Below are 12,788 nucleotides of genomic sequence, written 5' to 3'. Positions count from 1 at the left end.
GTTGCCTGTCCATGGGAGACGAGCGGGAGTGGGTGGAGCGGCCGCTGGTCGGCACCGAGTCGGTGTCGCCGGAGGACTGGTTCGCGAGGGGTAAGGCACTGCGGGACGAGGCGCCCTCCTCCGCGCACGACCACGCGGCGGCGGGTGAGAAGCGGCCCAGCGTGGCGGAGTTCTTCGCACGCACCAACGAAGGCCGCCTGCCGGAACTGGTGGAACTGCGGCGCGAGCGCATGCTCGCGTCGCCGTTCACCTTCTACCGCGGGGCCGCCGGGCTGATGGCCGCCGACCTGGCTGGGTCGCCGTCGTCCGGGCTGACGGCGCAGCTGTGCGGGGACGCGCATGCCGCGAACTTCGGGCTGTACGGCACGCCCGAAGGCCAGATCGTCATGGACATCAACGACTTCGACGAATCCGTGCCGGGCCCGTGGGAATGGGACCTCAAACGGCTCGCCGCGAGTCTCGTGCTCGCCGGACGCGAAGGCGGCATCGGCGAGTCGGGCTGCCGTGAAGCCGCCGAAGACGCGGTGAAGTCGTACCGGCGCACCATCCGCGGGCTGGCGGAGCTGCCGTTCCTGCGGTCGTGGAACGCGCTGCCGGACGCGTCGGTGCTGAGCAAGGTCAAGGCGCACGACCTGGTCGACGACTTCGAGGAAGCGGCCGAGAAGGCGCGGAAGAACACCAGCGCCAAGGTCACCGCGAAATGGACCCGGCGGATCGACGACCACGAGACCGGCCTCGAACGGCATCGCTTCGTCGAAGACCCGCCGGTGCTCACGCACGTCGACGACGCGACCGCCGAAGCCATCGTGAGCGGACTGGTGTCCTATGTGGACACGCTGCGCGAGTCGCGGCGGACGCTCGTCTCGCGGTACCGGGTGTCCGATGTGGCCTTCCGGGTGGTCGGCACCGGCAGTGTCGGGCTGCGCAGCTACGTGGCGCTGTTGCACGGGAACTCCGGCGAAGACCTTGTCCTGCAAGTAAAACAGGCCGTCCCGTCGGCGCTCGCGCCGTTCCTCGGCCTGCCCGCGCCGGAGCACGAGGGACGGCGGATCGTCGAAGGCGCGCGGCTCGTGCAGGCCGAGACGGACATCCTGCTCGGCTGGACGACCATCGACGGCCTGCCGTACATCGTGCGGCAGTTCCGGAACCTCAAGGGCGACATCGACCCGGCGGAGCTGAAGAAGGACCACCTCGACGACTACGGCCGGCTCGCCGGCGCGTTGCTCGCGCGGGCGCACGCGCGGTCACTGCATCCGCGGCTGCTGGCCGGCTACTTCGAGGACGACGAAGACCTCGACGAGGCCATCGGGGCCTACGCGATCCGATACGCGGATCAGACCGAAGCGGACTTCGAGACCTTCGGCCGCATTTAGTCCTCTGAATGCGGAGGGGTGGGGGCAGGCACGTGAGTCCGTGAAGGCCCCCTTCCCTCGGCTCAGCCGGAGAAACTCGACCTTCACACCTTCCCGAGTACATGAAGGACCCCTTCCTTGCGCCCAGCGCCGTGAAGGACCCCTTCATGTACTTCAGCCCCGTATTTAGAGGACTAAATGCGGGGCCTCACACCAGGGCCAGGACGTCATCCGCGCAGCCCCACGCCACCGTGATCCCCGCGCCCCCGTGCCCGTAGCAGTGCACGACCCGGCCCTCCCGGTCCAGCCGCACCTCGGGCCGGAACGGCCGCAGCCCCACCTTCGCGCCCAGCACGGGCGCGTCGGCCAGCGCGGGCACGAGTTCCCGGCACCGCCGCACGATGTCGGCGGTCACCCCGGGATCCGGTTCGACGGAGTCGCGCCCCGGCTCCTGCGTGCCGCCGCAGACGACGTGCCGTCCGTGCGGGATCACGTGCCGCAGCACCGGCGTGGCCCCGTCGACGATCCATTCGGTCAGCCCCGGGTCGGCGAGATGGACGACCTGGCCGCCGACGGGCACCACGGTGCCGTCCCCCGCGAGCCGCCCGCCACCGAGCCCGGCGGCGTTCACGACGAGGTCCGCGTCGAGGTCGTCCAGCCGCGAGACGGTGCGGTACTCGGTGCGCACGCCCAGTGCGGCGACCTGTCCGGCGAGCCAGGCGAGGTACACCGGGGTGTCGACCAGTGCGGTCGTGAAGGTGAGCCGTCCCGGTTCGTGGTCCAGGTCGGGCATCGACAACGCCCACGAAGGCAGCGGCGCCTCGCGCGGGACGAGGTACGTCCCCCGGACCATGCGGACCCCCGGCGCGCCCAGGGCGCGGTACTCCTCGACGCTCGTCGCGGTCCAGCGGTCGACCCGGTCGGAGTTCGCCGCCAGCGGCGGGAAGAGCACACCACCGGCGACCGCCGACGTCGTCTCCCCCGGCCGGGCGCCGGTGACCACCGTGACGTCGTGCCCGGCCACGGCCAGCCGGTGCGCGCAGCTGAGCCCGATCACGCCGCCGCCGACCACACTGATCCGCATCGAAAGCCCCCTTCGTCCTCGCGAGCCGTCCCTGCATGGTGACTGATCACCTGTCACGTAATCTCGCCGGATGAGCGGAAGAGGGCCGTACGGGGCGGTCGCGGTGACCTGCGCCGTGATCATGGTGGTTCTCGGCTTGCTGGTCTCCGGCGAAGGCCCGTCCGTCCCCGACGAGCTCGCCGTCAGGTGGGTGGAGCGGTCGTTCGGCCCCGACACCGCTCTCCTGCGGCTCCTGGTGCTGCCGACCGAGGCCTACGTCCTGATCCCGGTCGCGGTCCTCGCCGCCGTCCTCTGCCTGATCGGTCGGCGCAGGCTCGAAGCGGTGCTGACGATCGCCGGCCCGCTCATCGCGATCCTCGCGAACACCTGGGTGCTCAAACCGCTCTTCGACCGCTGGAAGTACACCTATCTCGCCTACCCGAGCGGGCACACCGTCGCGCTGGTAGCGGTACTGACGGTGCTCGTCCTGCTCGCCCGCCCCGGCGTCGCGACGGCGGTCATCGCGACGGTGGGCGCCGTGGTGCTCTGCGGGGTCACGATCGGCATGCTCGGCCTCGGCTACCACTACCTGACGGACGTCGTGGGCGGCGCGCTCTTCGCCGTCGCTACCGTGTGCGCGACGTGGGTACTGCTCAGCTGGGCTGCACGGCGTCGCGCGCCAGTGCCGTCAGACGGCTGACGGCGCGCAGGTACTTCTTGCGGTAGCCGCCGTTCACCATCTCCTCGGTGAACAGCTCCGGCACCGGCTCACCCGAGACCACCAGCGGGATCGCGCGGTCGTAGAGCCGGTCGGCGAAGGCGACCAGCCGCAGTCCGACGTTCTGGTCCGGCACCGGGTGGATGTCGCGCAGGTGCACCCGCGTCACGCCGTCGAGAAGCCTGCCGTAGCGCGAAGGATGCAGGCCCGCCAGGTGTTCGCACAACGCGTCGAAATCGTCCACAGTGGACTCGGGATGCGCGGCGGCGGAGGCTTCCAGCGCCTCGGGGCTCGCGGGCGGCGGGGCGTCCGGCAGGCCGCGGTGGCGGTAGTCCGGGCCGTCGACGCGGCAGACGCCGAACCGGGCGGACAGCGACTGGATCTCGCGCAGGAAGTCCGCGGCGGCGAACCGGCCCTCGCCGAGTTTGTCCGGCAGTGTGTTGGACGTCGCCGCCACGAACACCCCCGCCGAGATGAGCTCCTGCAGCAGCCGCGTGACGAGCATGGTGTCGCCCGGGTCGTCGAGCTCGAACTCGTCGATCGCCAGGAACCGGTGCTCCGACAGCCGCCGCACCGCCTCGGCGAACCCCAGCGCGCCGACGAGGTGGGTCAGCTCCACGAACGTCCCGTACGCCTTGGGCGACGGCGTCTCGTGCCACGTCGAGGCGAGCAGGTGTGTCTTGCCGACGCCGAAACCGCCGTCGAGATAGAGCCCCATCGGCCCGGACGGCGCGTCCTCCCCGCCGCCGAAGAACGCGCGCAGCTTCGACTTCGGCTTGCGGTTCGACGCCTCCGCCACGCGCTTCGCGAAGGCGCCACAGGTGACGACGGCCTCGGCCTGGCTCGGCTCGTCCGGGTTGGGCACGTACGTGGAGAACCGGACCGCGTCGAACCTCGGCGGCGGGACGAGCGCGGTGATCAGCTCGTCGGCGGACAGCTCCGGACGGCGATCGATCAGGCGGGCGGGCATTCGCCGAGCGTAACGGCACCGGCGTGGCGGGTTCACCCTCCCTGACCGGGCGTATCCCCCGCTCAGCGGTGTCGTCGGGCGCGTGCTGGGATGGCGGTGTGCAGCTTTTGTGGCCAACGACACCGGCGGAGCCCGTCTCCGACGCCGACCTCGAACGGCTCTACGGGTACCCCGAAAACGTGAACCGTCCCTGGGTCCAGGTCAACTTCGTCAGCTCCGCCGACGGCGCGGCGGCGGTCGACGAGCTGTCCGAGGGGCTTTCCCACCCCGCCGACAAGCGGATCTTCCTGATGGGACGGCTGCTCGCCGACGTGATCCTGGTCGGCGCGGGCACGGCGCGCGCCGAGGGCTACCGCGGCGCGCGCGTCTCTCCCGAACGCGCCGCCCGCCGGGCCGCGCTCGGCCTTTCCGAGGTCCCGCCGATCGCGGTGGTGACCCGATCCGGTGAACTCGATCCCGAGGGCCCGTTGTTCACCGACACCAAGGTCCCGCCGATCGTCATCACCACCGGGAAGGCGCCGCGCGCCGAGTTGGAGCGCGCGGGCGCCGAAGTGGTCGTCGCGGGGGCCGACGACGTCGACCTCCACCGGGCGCTCGCGCTGCTGGGCGAACGCGGGCTGCGCCGGGTCGACTGCGAAGGCGGGCCGGCGCTCTTCGCCGACCTGATCGCCGCCGACCTCGTCGACCAGCTGTGCCTCACCGTCGCCCCGCTGCTGGCGGGAGCGGGCGAAAGCCGGATCGCCCGCGGCCACCCGGCCCCGGAACCGCGTCGGATGGACCTCGCCTCCGTGCTCGTCGAAGACGGCTTCACCATGCTGCGCTACCGCCGCCGGGAGGGCGGGTGAGCGAGGCGGCCCCGGTTCCGGACGAGGAACTGGTGGCCAGGGCCGCCGCCGGGGACCACGGTGCCTTCGACACCCTGGTCCGGCGGCATACGGCCCGGATGTACCGGGTCGCCCTGCGGATCACCGGCAGCTCGTCCGAGGCCGAGGACGTCGTCCAGGAGGCCTGGCTCTCCGCGTGGCGCGCGCTGCCCGCCTTCCGGTTCGAAGCGGCGGTGTCGACCTGGCTCTACCGGGTGACGACGAACGGCGCGCTCGGCGTGGTCCGGCGCCGGAAACCGACCGTGCCCCTCGACGAGGGCGACGCGGGTGTCGTGCCTGGTCCGGAGGGTCACGTGGAGAGCGCCGAGCAGGTCGGCAGGGTGCTGCGCGCGATCGCCGAACTGGACGTCGGCCAGCGGATCCCGCTGATTCTGCGAGAATTCGAAGGGTTGACCTACGACGAGGTGGCCGAGGTGCTCGAAGTCAGCGTGCCCGCTCTGCGTGCCCGCCTGCACCGCGCGAGGGTGGCGCTGCTGGCGAAACTCGGCGACAACTTCCGACCCGGGGAACGGTGATGAGCGAGGATCCGCGCGACGACCCCCGGTGGCAGCAGGTGCGCGCCGCCGCGAGCCGTCCGGTGCCGACGCCGCCGGGACTGGTCGAGCGGGTGCTCCGCTCGGTCGGCGGCGCCCGCGGCAGGCATACCACCGCACCGCTCGACCTGCCCTCCTCCGGCGGCAAGACCCAGGTGTCGGAACGGGCGCTGGTGCTGATGACGAGAAGCCTCGCCGCCGAGATCGGCCGCGAGCTCGGCGGAGTGCACGTCGCCGCCGTCGCGCTCGAAGAGGACGTGCTCCAGGTGCTGGTGACGATCCGGTTCGGCGTCGAAGCGGCCGTCGCGGACCTGTTGCGCCACCGGGTCAGCGCGGCCCTGACCGGGCAGCTCGGCTCCGCCCCGCCCGCGATCAACGTCCACGTCGTCGACGTCCATCCGGACTGATCCCGGAACTGATTACCCCATCCGGGGGACATCGCGTGACGGCTCGGCATGCGCGCGTGTCCTGGTCGGTGAGAGCGTAGGGACCGCCGCGCGCGCAGGTCGCGCGGCACCGGTGCGAGAAGGAGCGAACTTCATGGCGCAGCCGAGCGCGAGCAAGCCCGACACCCCGGTGACGGGGTCGTCCCTCAACGAGGAAGGAGCCGCCGGCAAGACCACGATCTCGTCGGTGGTGGTGCAGAAGGTGGCCGGTCTCGCCACCCGCGAGGTGACCGGGATCCACGCGCTGGGCGGCGGGGTGTCCCGGGCCTTCGGCGCGATCCGCGAGCGCATCCCCGGTTCCGGCACGGTCACCACGTCCGGCGTCTCGGTCGAGGTCGGCGAGAAGCAGGCCGCCATCGACCTCGACGTGGTCGTCGAGTACGGCGCCCGCATCGTCGACGTCGCCCGCGCGGTGCGCCGCAACGTGATCGGCCAGGTCGAGCAGATCACCGGCCTCGAGGTGATCGAGGTCAACATCGCGGTCAACGACATCCACCTGCCCGACGAGAACGGCGGCGAGACCGAGTCCTCGCGGGTCGAGTGATGAACGGGACCCAGACCGGCCTGCTCGCCGGCCTCATCCTCGGCCTCGCCGCGACCCAGGGCTTCACCGCGTTCCTGGTGACGCTGGCCGTCGGCGTCATCGGCCTCGTCCTCGGCCGCGTGCTCGACGGCGAACTCGACCTCGGCGACCTGTTCGGCCGGGGCCGCGACAAATGACCGTCCCGCCCGAACCTGAGGATCGCGGCACCCTCACCATCTCGCCGTCCGTGGTCCGCAAGATCGCGCAGCACGCGGCGGACCAGGTCGACGGGACCACGCGCGCCGAGCGGCGGATCGCCGGGCTCGGGCTCGGGACACACGGCACGAGCGCGAAGGTCGGCGGCGAGGGCAACGACGTCGACCTCGTGCTCGACGTGGCGCTGCACTATCCGGCGCCGGTGCGGCGGATCGTCGGCGACCTGCGCGCCAGGGTCACCGAGGAGGTCGAACGGATCACGTCGTACCAGGTCCGGGACATCTCGGTGAAGGTCTCCGCGCTCCTGCCCGACATCGCGCCCCGAGTCCGCTAGAAGGAGCACGCGCATGCGTTTGATCGTCCGCCTGCTGTCGGCCCTGATCGGGCTGGCACTGGCCGCCGCCGGGGTCCTGCTGGCGCTGGAGGTCGGCTGGGGCTGGTGGCGGCCCGGCCGGGGCCCGCTGTTCCTGCCGTGGGACGACTGGCGCGACAGGCTCGCGGAGGAGTCGTGGAACGCTTCCACGGTCCGGTATCTCGCGATCGCCGTCGCGGTCGTGGGACTGCTGCTGATCATCGCGGCGGCCTCGGCCGGGCGGCGCGCCATCCGGCTGACCGATCCGGCGAACGAGGTCAGCGTGACCACGTCGCCGCGTTCACTGGCGAGGCTCGTCGGGGTGACCGTGCGCGCGCAGGACAACGTCGCGGGCGCGAAGGTCACGGCCACCGCGAAGAAGATCCGTGTCCGCGCGACGAGCAGGCTGGAAACCGAAGGCGAGCTGCGGCCGCGGCTGCTGGAGACGGTCTCCGGCCTGCTCGACGACGTCCCGTTGGTGCGGCGGCCGAAGGTGTCGGTCGTCGTCGACTCCCCGAAGGACCGCCGATGACCCGTTCGGTCTCCGCCAAGGCACTCGGCCGGTCCACCGGCACGGAACGGACCCTGACCGTCCTCATCGGACTCCCCGCGCTGCTCGGCGGGGCGGCGGTGGTCGTGGTCGGCGCGGGCTGGCTCGGCACGCACCGGGCCGACCGGCCGCTCGTGGACCCGATCGCCCTCGACTGGCTGTCGCGGCACGCGCTCGCCTCCCGGATCGGCGCCATCGTGCTCGGCGTCCTCCTGCTGTGGCTGGGACTGTGGTGGTTCTTCCGGTCGCTGCGCCCGGAAGGCCGTCCGGACCTCGATCTCGGCGACGACCTCGTGGTGACCTCCTCGGCCATCTCCGAGGCCGTCCGCGCCGACGCGGAGACGGTCGACGGGGTCGGGCGCGCCCGGGTCCGCGCGGTCGGCGACAAGGAGAACCCCGCGCTGCGGATCACGCTGTGGCTCGTCGAGGGCACCGACCTGAAACGGGTCTGGGAGCAGCTCGACCACACCGTGCTGGCCCGCGCGCGGGAGTCGCTCGGGGTGGACGTCCTGCCGACCGCCGTCCGGATCGAGCTCGACACGACCGCACCGCAACGGGTGCGCTGACCGCGCCCGTGCGGCGAGAATGGCCGTCATGTCGCTTCCCTTGACGCCGCCGATCAAACCGATGCTCGCCAAACCGGCGAAGGCGATCCCCGATTCCGGCGGGCTGCTGTTCGAGCCGAAATGGGACGGGTACCGCTGCCTGGTGTTCCGCGACGGCGACGAGCTGACCTTGCAGTCGCGGTCGGAGAAGCCGCTCAACCGGTACTTCCCCGAGGTCGTCGAGCGGCTGAAGGCGGCGTTGCCCGAGCGGATCGTGCTCGACGGCGAACTGGTGGTCGCCCGGGGCGGGAAGCTGGACTTCGACGCGCTCACCGACCGGGTCCACCCCGCCGAAAGCCGCGTCAAGCTGCTGGCGGAACAGACGCCGGCGGAGTTCGTCGCCTTCGATCTGCTGGCGCTGGACGACGAGTCCTTTCTGGACGAACCGACGTCGAAGCGGCGGGAACGGCTGGAGGAACTGGCCTCCGACGGCGTCCACCTGACCCCGGCCACCGCGGATCCGGCGATCGCGCGGCGCTGGTTCGAACTGTTCGAGGGCGCGGGGCTCGACGGTGTCATCGGCAAACCGCTCGACGAGCCGTACACGCCCGGCAAACGGGTGCTGCTGAAGTACAAGCACTCCCGCACCGCCGACTGCGTGCTCGCCGGGCTGCGCTGGCACGTCGACGGCGAACCGGGCGAGATGGTCGGCTCGTTCCTGCTCGGGCTCTACGACGAGGACGGCGTGCTGCACCACCCCGGCGTCGTCGGGTCGTTCCCGGTCACCCGGCGGCGTGAGCTGGCCGAGGAGCTGGCGCCGCTGATCACCGACGGCGCCGATCACCCCTGGCTGGGTGACAACGTGCGGGAGAACCAGCGGATCCCCGGCGGAATCACCCGATGGAAGTCCAAGGAAGCCCCGTGGGTGCCGCTGAAGCTGGAGAAGGTGGTCGAGGTCGGCTACGAGCACACGGAGGCCGGGTATCCGTCGCGGTTCCGGCACACCGCGCAGTTCAAACGCTGGCGTCCCGATCGCGAGCCGTCCTCCTGCACCTACGCCCAGCTCGAGGAGGTCGCCCGCTACGACCTGGACGCGGTGTTCCGCGGCGAGGTGAAACGCACCCGCTGACCGTGTCCTGAGCGCACGCTATCGGAGCTCCGGCGAAAAGACGCGTGCGTGCCGTTACCAACTCGATCAGCGTGCCAGACCGCACCTCCTAACTGCGGCCTGACATCCGACCTGCGAAGCTCTGTTCCGAGCTTTGTCATGCCTTGGAAGTGAGGACCAGCCCGTGAGCACCGCCCGCCGCACGCCACGGCTGTTCCTGACGACCACCGTGGTGACGGCCGTGCTCGCGGGCTGCACGGCCGGGCCGTCGGTGAGGCCGGCGGTGATCGACAACGACGGCAAACCGGATCCGGGCGGCCAGACGACGGCGCAGCAGGTCCCGCTGCCACCGCTCGCCGAACCGCGGTCGCCGTCGATCAAATGGGAAGACTGCGACGAAGCGACCCGCCAGCGGCTGGGGCAGCCGTCCGTGCCGGACACGCTGAAGTTCTCCTGCGCCAGGGTGCCCACGACGCTCGACGCGCCGGACCTGCCCGGTCGCGGGCTCTCGCGGCTTTCGGTGGTCAAGACCGAGGGCGGGCCGATCCCGCTCGTCGTCGTCAACGACGTCGACGGGGAGCCGGGGTCGCTGTACGCCGCGCGGCTGGCCGCGACGCTGCCGCCCGAATTCCTGCGGAAGTTCTCGCTGATCGGCGTCGACCGGCGCGGGACGGGGACGTCCATGCCGGTGCAGTGCATCCCGGCGGAGATCCGCACCGACCTGCTCGGCGCCGATCCGGCCGCCGCCGACCTCGAAGGTGTCGTCGACGCGGCGCGCCGGGCCGGGCAGCAGTGCGCCATCGAACTGGACGACGCGCAGGTCGCGATGGACAGCTGGCGGGCGGCGGGCGACCTCGAAGAACTCCGGGAGCAACTGGGGCTGGACAAGCTGCACGCGCTGGGCCGCGGCGACGGCTCGAAGGTCCTCGCCGAATACGCCGTGCGGTTCCCGGCCCAGGTCGGCCGGGTGATGCTCGACGGGCTGCCCGACCCCGCCCCCGACGCGGCCGCCACGCAGGAAGCCGTCGCCGCGAGCGCGCAGGCGACCCTCGACGCGTTCGGCGCCGACTGCATCGCGAGGGGTTGCCCGATCGGCGACGCCCGCTCGGCCGTGACCGCCGTCGCGGACCGGCTCCGGTCGGCGTCCGCGACGACCACCGACGGCGAGGAGATCACCCCGGGGATCGCGCTGTACGCCATCTACTCCGGGCTCGCGCAGCGCTCACGCTGGGTGGAACTCGCCGAGGCGCTCAAGACCGCGCAGAACGGCGACATCACGCCGCTGGCCGCGTTCGCCGAGCCGGTGCTGAAGGACACCAAGGCACGGCCGTCGCGGCTGGACGGCACGCTCGCGACCAAATGCAACGACAGCGCGACCCGGCTCTCGGCCGAGGAACTCACGCGCGCGACCACGACCCTGCGCGACAAGTACCCGCAGTTCGGTGTCTTCGCCGCGCAGCAGCTGGCCTGGTGCAGCCCGTGGCCAGTGCGGCGGGAACCGCTTCCGCCCGCGGGAGCGCCGGGCGCCCCGCCGATGCTGGTCGCGGGCACCGCGACCGACCCGGTCACGCCGGAGCAGGGCACCGGACGGGCGGCCGACCAGATGCCGAGCGCGGTCACGATCACCTGGCAGGGTGCCGGGCACGGCGCGCTGAGCCTCTCGCCGTGTGTCACGGACGCGACGCGGGCCTTCCTGATCGACGGGAAGGTGCCCGTCGACGGGACCCTCTGCCCGGCCTGAGCCGCGTCGGGTCTCGTGAGTGGTAAGGACGGTTAGAACCGTCCTTACCACTCACGAGACCCAGTACCCGCTACTGCCGGTAAGACTCCACCTCGGAGATCGGCCGTGCCGTGGCCTGGTCCGGGTCGTCGTCGAACTCCACCCGCGCCCGCCGCTGCCGCAGCAGGTCCCAGCACTGGTCCAGCTGCTGTTCCACACTCGCGAGCCGGGACCGGTCGTCCGAGCTCAGCCCGGTGCCGATCGCCCGCGAACGGAGCTCGTGCTCCTCGCTGACCAGCTCGTCGATCCGGCTGAGGATGTCCCCGTCGGCCATCTGCGCCTCCTGCGAAACGTGGGTTGCTCCATCCGAGACGCTACGCGCACTCACGGGAATGCGCGTCCCGCCCGATTCGTTACGCCGGGCATGAGCACTGTGGAGCTGACCGCCGCCAACTTCGATCAGGTCGTGTCGGAGAACGACTTCGTGATCATCGACTTCTGGGCGGGCTGGTGCATGCCGTGCCGCCAGTTCGCGCCGACCTACGAGAAGGTGTCGGGCAACCACGACGACATCGTCTTCGCGAGCGTCGACACCGAAGCCGAGCAGCAGCTGGCCGCGGCCTTCGACGTGCGTTCGATCCCCACCCTCGCGGTGATCCGCGACAAGACGGTCATCTACGCGCAGCCGGGCGCGCTCCCGGAGAAGACGCTGGAAGACCTCATCCAGCAGGCGCGCGACATCGACATGGACAAGCTCAAGGAAGAGGCCGCCAAGGAGGCCTGACGAGCATGGAGAAGGGGCCCTCCCCGGCGGGTTTCGCCGGGGAGGGCCCCTTTGTCTTTCAGCGGACCGACGCCACCGGGGAGCGGGTCAGCCCCGGGTGGCGAGTCCACGCAGGAAGAACGCCAGGTTCGCCGGGCGTTCCGCCAGCCTGCGCATGAAATAGCCGTACCATTCGTCGCCGTAGGGGACGTAGACGCGCATCGTCTTGCCGTCGCCCGCGATCCGGCGCTGCTCCTCGGGACGGATCCCGTACAGCATCTGGAATTCGTGGTCGTCCGCCTTGCGGCCCGCGTCGGCGGCGAGCTTCTCGGCGATCGCGATCATCCGCGGGTCGTGCGAGGCGACCATCGGATAACCCTTGCCCTGCATGAGGATCTTCAGGCAGCGCACATAGGACCTGTCCACTTCGGACTTGTCCTGGAACGCGACCTCCTCGGGTTCGGCGTACGCGCCCTTGCACAGCCGGACGCGGGAACCCTCGGCCGCCAGGTCGCGGCAGTCCTGCTCGGTGCGCCGCAGGTAGGCCTGCAGCACCGCGCCGACCCACGGGTACTCGGTGCGCAGCTCCTTGAGGATGCCCAGCGTCGAGTCGGTGGTGGTGTGGTCCTCCATGTCGAGGGTCACCGTGGCACCGACCGCTTCGGCCGCCGCGCAGATCTTGCGGGCGTTCTCCAGCGCGACCTTCTCGCCGTCGACGGGGAGGAACTGCCCGACGGCGGACAGCTTCACCGAGACGTCCGCGCCGAACGCGAGGCCGTCGGCCGCGAGCGCGGTCAGCAGTTCCTCGTAGGCGCGGACCGTGGTCGCGGCCTGCTCGGCATCGGTGGTGTCCTCGCCGAGGTGGTCGAGGGTGACCCGGAGGCCCTGGTCGGCCAGTTCGCGGACCACCCGGGCGGCGTCGGGCGTCTTCGCGCCGGCGACGAACCGGCTGACCACCGATCGGGTGGCGGGGACGACCTCGACCAGCTTGCGCATCCGCTGGGATCGAGCGGCGGCGAGCAACGGGGCACGCAACATCACGGAC

At 71.4% G+C, this 12,788-nt stretch carries 17 protein-coding genes; 13 read left to right on the top strand and 4 right to left on the bottom strand.

The features are described 5' to 3' along the window. Window positions 1-11 precede the first annotated feature (11 nt). A complete protein-coding gene (locus ACZ1DY_RS15890) occupies window positions 12-1,373 on the top strand; it encodes a DUF2252 domain-containing protein (protein ID WP_465484800.1) in 1,362 nt (453 codons plus the stop codon). Between the two features lie 187 nt (window positions 1,374-1,560). Here ACZ1DY_RS15890 and ACZ1DY_RS15885 read toward each other — a convergent pair whose 3' ends face one another. After that, the gene (locus tag ACZ1DY_RS15885; RefSeq protein ID WP_257487799.1) at window positions 1,561-2,436 is read right to left on the bottom strand and encodes an FAD-dependent oxidoreductase; all 876 of its coding nucleotides are present in this window, start codon (window positions 2,434-2,436) and stop codon (window positions 1,561-1,563) included. A 70-nt stretch (window positions 2,437-2,506) separates the two neighbouring features. On the opposite strand from ACZ1DY_RS15885, the gene ACZ1DY_RS15880 reads away from it, so the two are divergent. Continuing rightward, window positions 2,507-3,115 (top strand): phosphatase PAP2 family protein, encoded by a 609-nt coding sequence (locus ACZ1DY_RS15880; protein WP_465484799.1) that lies wholly within the window; start codon window positions 2,507-2,509, stop codon window positions 3,113-3,115. Here the strand turns inward: ACZ1DY_RS15880 and zapE are convergent. Further along, window positions 3,069-4,103: a cell division protein ZapE gene (gene zapE / locus ACZ1DY_RS15875; RefSeq protein WP_126731625.1), complete on the bottom strand. Its 1,035-nt coding sequence runs from the start codon at window positions 4,101-4,103 to the stop codon at window positions 3,069-3,071. The two genes, ACZ1DY_RS15880 and zapE, sit on opposite strands and share 47 nt — an antisense overlap. 98 nt (window positions 4,104-4,201) lie before the next feature. On the opposite strand from zapE, the gene ACZ1DY_RS15870 reads away from it, so the two are divergent. The 10 genes from ACZ1DY_RS15870 to ACZ1DY_RS15825 all read left to right on the top strand — a co-directional run bounded on the left by ACZ1DY_RS15870 (window position 4,202) and on the right by ACZ1DY_RS15825 (window position 11,001). Beyond that, window positions 4,202-4,948, top strand: coding sequence for a pyrimidine reductase family protein (locus tag ACZ1DY_RS15870; protein ID WP_465484798.1), 747 nt, complete (start codon window positions 4,202-4,204; stop codon window positions 4,946-4,948). Next, window positions 4,945-5,502, top strand: a complete 558-nt coding sequence (locus ACZ1DY_RS15865; RefSeq protein ID WP_257487801.1) for an RNA polymerase sigma factor — start codon at window positions 4,945-4,947, stop codon at window positions 5,500-5,502. The genes ACZ1DY_RS15870 and ACZ1DY_RS15865 overlap by 4 nt, the downstream gene beginning before the upstream one ends. Then, window positions 5,502-5,927: a hypothetical protein gene (locus tag ACZ1DY_RS15860; protein WP_126731621.1), complete on the top strand. Its 426-nt coding sequence runs from the start codon at window positions 5,502-5,504 to the stop codon at window positions 5,925-5,927. The genes ACZ1DY_RS15865 and ACZ1DY_RS15860 overlap by 1 nt, the downstream gene beginning before the upstream one ends. 133 nt (window positions 5,928-6,060) lie before the next feature. Continuing rightward, window positions 6,061-6,510, top strand: a complete 450-nt coding sequence (locus ACZ1DY_RS15855) for an Asp23/Gls24 family envelope stress response protein (RefSeq protein WP_126731619.1) — start codon at window positions 6,061-6,063, stop codon at window positions 6,508-6,510. Continuing rightward, entirely contained in the window at window positions 6,510-6,686 is a 177-nt protein-coding gene (locus ACZ1DY_RS15850) for a hypothetical protein (RefSeq protein WP_005157087.1), read from the top strand. The genes ACZ1DY_RS15855 and ACZ1DY_RS15850 overlap by 1 nt, the downstream gene beginning before the upstream one ends. Beyond that, window positions 6,683-7,039, top strand: a complete 357-nt coding sequence (locus tag ACZ1DY_RS15845) for an Asp23/Gls24 family envelope stress response protein (RefSeq protein WP_192745332.1) — start codon at window positions 6,683-6,685, stop codon at window positions 7,037-7,039. The genes ACZ1DY_RS15850 and ACZ1DY_RS15845 overlap by 4 nt, the downstream gene beginning before the upstream one ends. 13 nt (window positions 7,040-7,052) lie before the next feature. Continuing rightward, window positions 7,053-7,589, top strand: coding sequence for a DUF6286 domain-containing protein (locus tag ACZ1DY_RS15840; protein WP_465412249.1), 537 nt, complete (start codon window positions 7,053-7,055; stop codon window positions 7,587-7,589). After that, window positions 7,586-8,173, top strand: coding sequence for an Asp23/Gls24 family envelope stress response protein (locus ACZ1DY_RS15835; RefSeq protein ID WP_465484797.1), 588 nt, complete (start codon window positions 7,586-7,588; stop codon window positions 8,171-8,173). The genes ACZ1DY_RS15840 and ACZ1DY_RS15835 overlap by 4 nt, the downstream gene beginning before the upstream one ends. A gap of 28 nt (window positions 8,174-8,201) precedes the next feature. Further along, complete coding sequence (locus ACZ1DY_RS15830; RefSeq protein WP_465484796.1) at window positions 8,202-9,281, top strand: ATP-dependent DNA ligase; 1,080 nt, start codon at window positions 8,202-8,204, stop codon at window positions 9,279-9,281. A gap of 163 nt (window positions 9,282-9,444) precedes the next feature. Beyond that, window positions 9,445-11,001 carry an alpha/beta hydrolase gene (locus ACZ1DY_RS15825; RefSeq protein WP_257487805.1) on the top strand — a complete coding sequence of 519 codons (1,557 nt, stop codon included), beginning with the start codon at window positions 9,445-9,447 and terminating at the stop codon, window positions 10,999-11,001. A gap of 70 nt (window positions 11,002-11,071) precedes the next feature. On the opposite strand, the gene ACZ1DY_RS15820 is transcribed toward ACZ1DY_RS15825, so the two are convergent. Next, window positions 11,072-11,314 carry a DUF2630 family protein gene (locus tag ACZ1DY_RS15820; RefSeq protein WP_192745337.1) on the bottom strand — a complete coding sequence of 81 codons (243 nt, stop codon included), beginning with the start codon at window positions 11,312-11,314 and terminating at the stop codon, window positions 11,072-11,074. Window positions 11,315-11,404: 90 nt separating this feature from the next. Here ACZ1DY_RS15820 and ACZ1DY_RS15815 point away from each other — a divergent pair, with 90 nt between their 5' ends. Next, the gene (locus tag ACZ1DY_RS15815; RefSeq protein ID WP_126731607.1) at window positions 11,405-11,764 is read left to right on the top strand and encodes a thioredoxin family protein; all 360 of its coding nucleotides are present in this window, start codon (window positions 11,405-11,407) and stop codon (window positions 11,762-11,764) included. Between the two features lie 87 nt (window positions 11,765-11,851). On the opposite strand, the gene ACZ1DY_RS15810 is transcribed toward ACZ1DY_RS15815, so the two are convergent. After that, complete coding sequence (locus tag ACZ1DY_RS15810; RefSeq protein WP_192745339.1) at window positions 11,852-12,781, bottom strand: proline dehydrogenase family protein; 930 nt, start codon at window positions 12,779-12,781, stop codon at window positions 11,852-11,854. Window positions 12,782-12,788 lie beyond the last annotated feature (7 nt).

The sequence above is a fragment of the Amycolatopsis sp. PSD-21 genome, assembly GCF_055561455.1.
This window is presented reverse-complemented; position numbering and strand designations above follow the sequence as displayed.

Bases quoted from the DNA above. Each gene is read 5' to 3' on its own strand.
- ACZ1DY_RS15820 (WP_192745337.1), bottom strand. From the start codon at position 11,314: ATGGCCGACGGGGACATCCTCAGCCGGATCGACGAGCTGGTCAGCGAG.
- ACZ1DY_RS15810 (WP_192745339.1), bottom strand. From the start codon at position 12,781: ATGTTGCGTGCCCCGTTGCTCGCCGCCGCTCGATCCCAGCGGATGCGC.
- ACZ1DY_RS15890 (WP_465484800.1), top strand. From the start codon at position 12: ATGGGAGACGAGCGGGAGTGGGTGGAGCGGCCGCTGGTCGGCACCGAG.
- ACZ1DY_RS15880 (WP_465484799.1), top strand. From the start codon at position 2,507: ATGAGCGGAAGAGGGCCGTACGGGGCGGTCGCGGTGACCTGCGCCGTG.
- ACZ1DY_RS15815 (WP_126731607.1), top strand. From the start codon at position 11,405: ATGAGCACTGTGGAGCTGACCGCCGCCAACTTCGATCAGGTCGTGTCG.
- ACZ1DY_RS15850 (WP_005157087.1), top strand. From the start codon at position 6,510: ATGAACGGGACCCAGACCGGCCTGCTCGCCGGCCTCATCCTCGGCCTC.
- zapE (WP_126731625.1), bottom strand. From the start codon at position 4,103: ATGCCCGCCCGCCTGATCGATCGCCGTCCGGAGCTGTCCGCCGACGAG.
- ACZ1DY_RS15885 (WP_257487799.1), bottom strand. From the start codon at position 2,436: ATGCGGATCAGTGTGGTCGGCGGCGGCGTGATCGGGCTCAGCTGCGCG.
- ACZ1DY_RS15855 (WP_126731619.1), top strand. From the start codon at position 6,061: ATGGCGCAGCCGAGCGCGAGCAAGCCCGACACCCCGGTGACGGGGTCG.
- ACZ1DY_RS15860 (WP_126731621.1), top strand. From the start codon at position 5,502: ATGAGCGAGGATCCGCGCGACGACCCCCGGTGGCAGCAGGTGCGCGCC.
- ACZ1DY_RS15840 (WP_465412249.1), top strand. From the start codon at position 7,053: ATGCGTTTGATCGTCCGCCTGCTGTCGGCCCTGATCGGGCTGGCACTG.
- ACZ1DY_RS15835 (WP_465484797.1), top strand. From the start codon at position 7,586: ATGACCCGTTCGGTCTCCGCCAAGGCACTCGGCCGGTCCACCGGCACG.
- ACZ1DY_RS15830 (WP_465484796.1), top strand. From the start codon at position 8,202: ATGTCGCTTCCCTTGACGCCGCCGATCAAACCGATGCTCGCCAAACCG.
- ACZ1DY_RS15845 (WP_192745332.1), top strand. From the start codon at position 6,683: ATGACCGTCCCGCCCGAACCTGAGGATCGCGGCACCCTCACCATCTCG.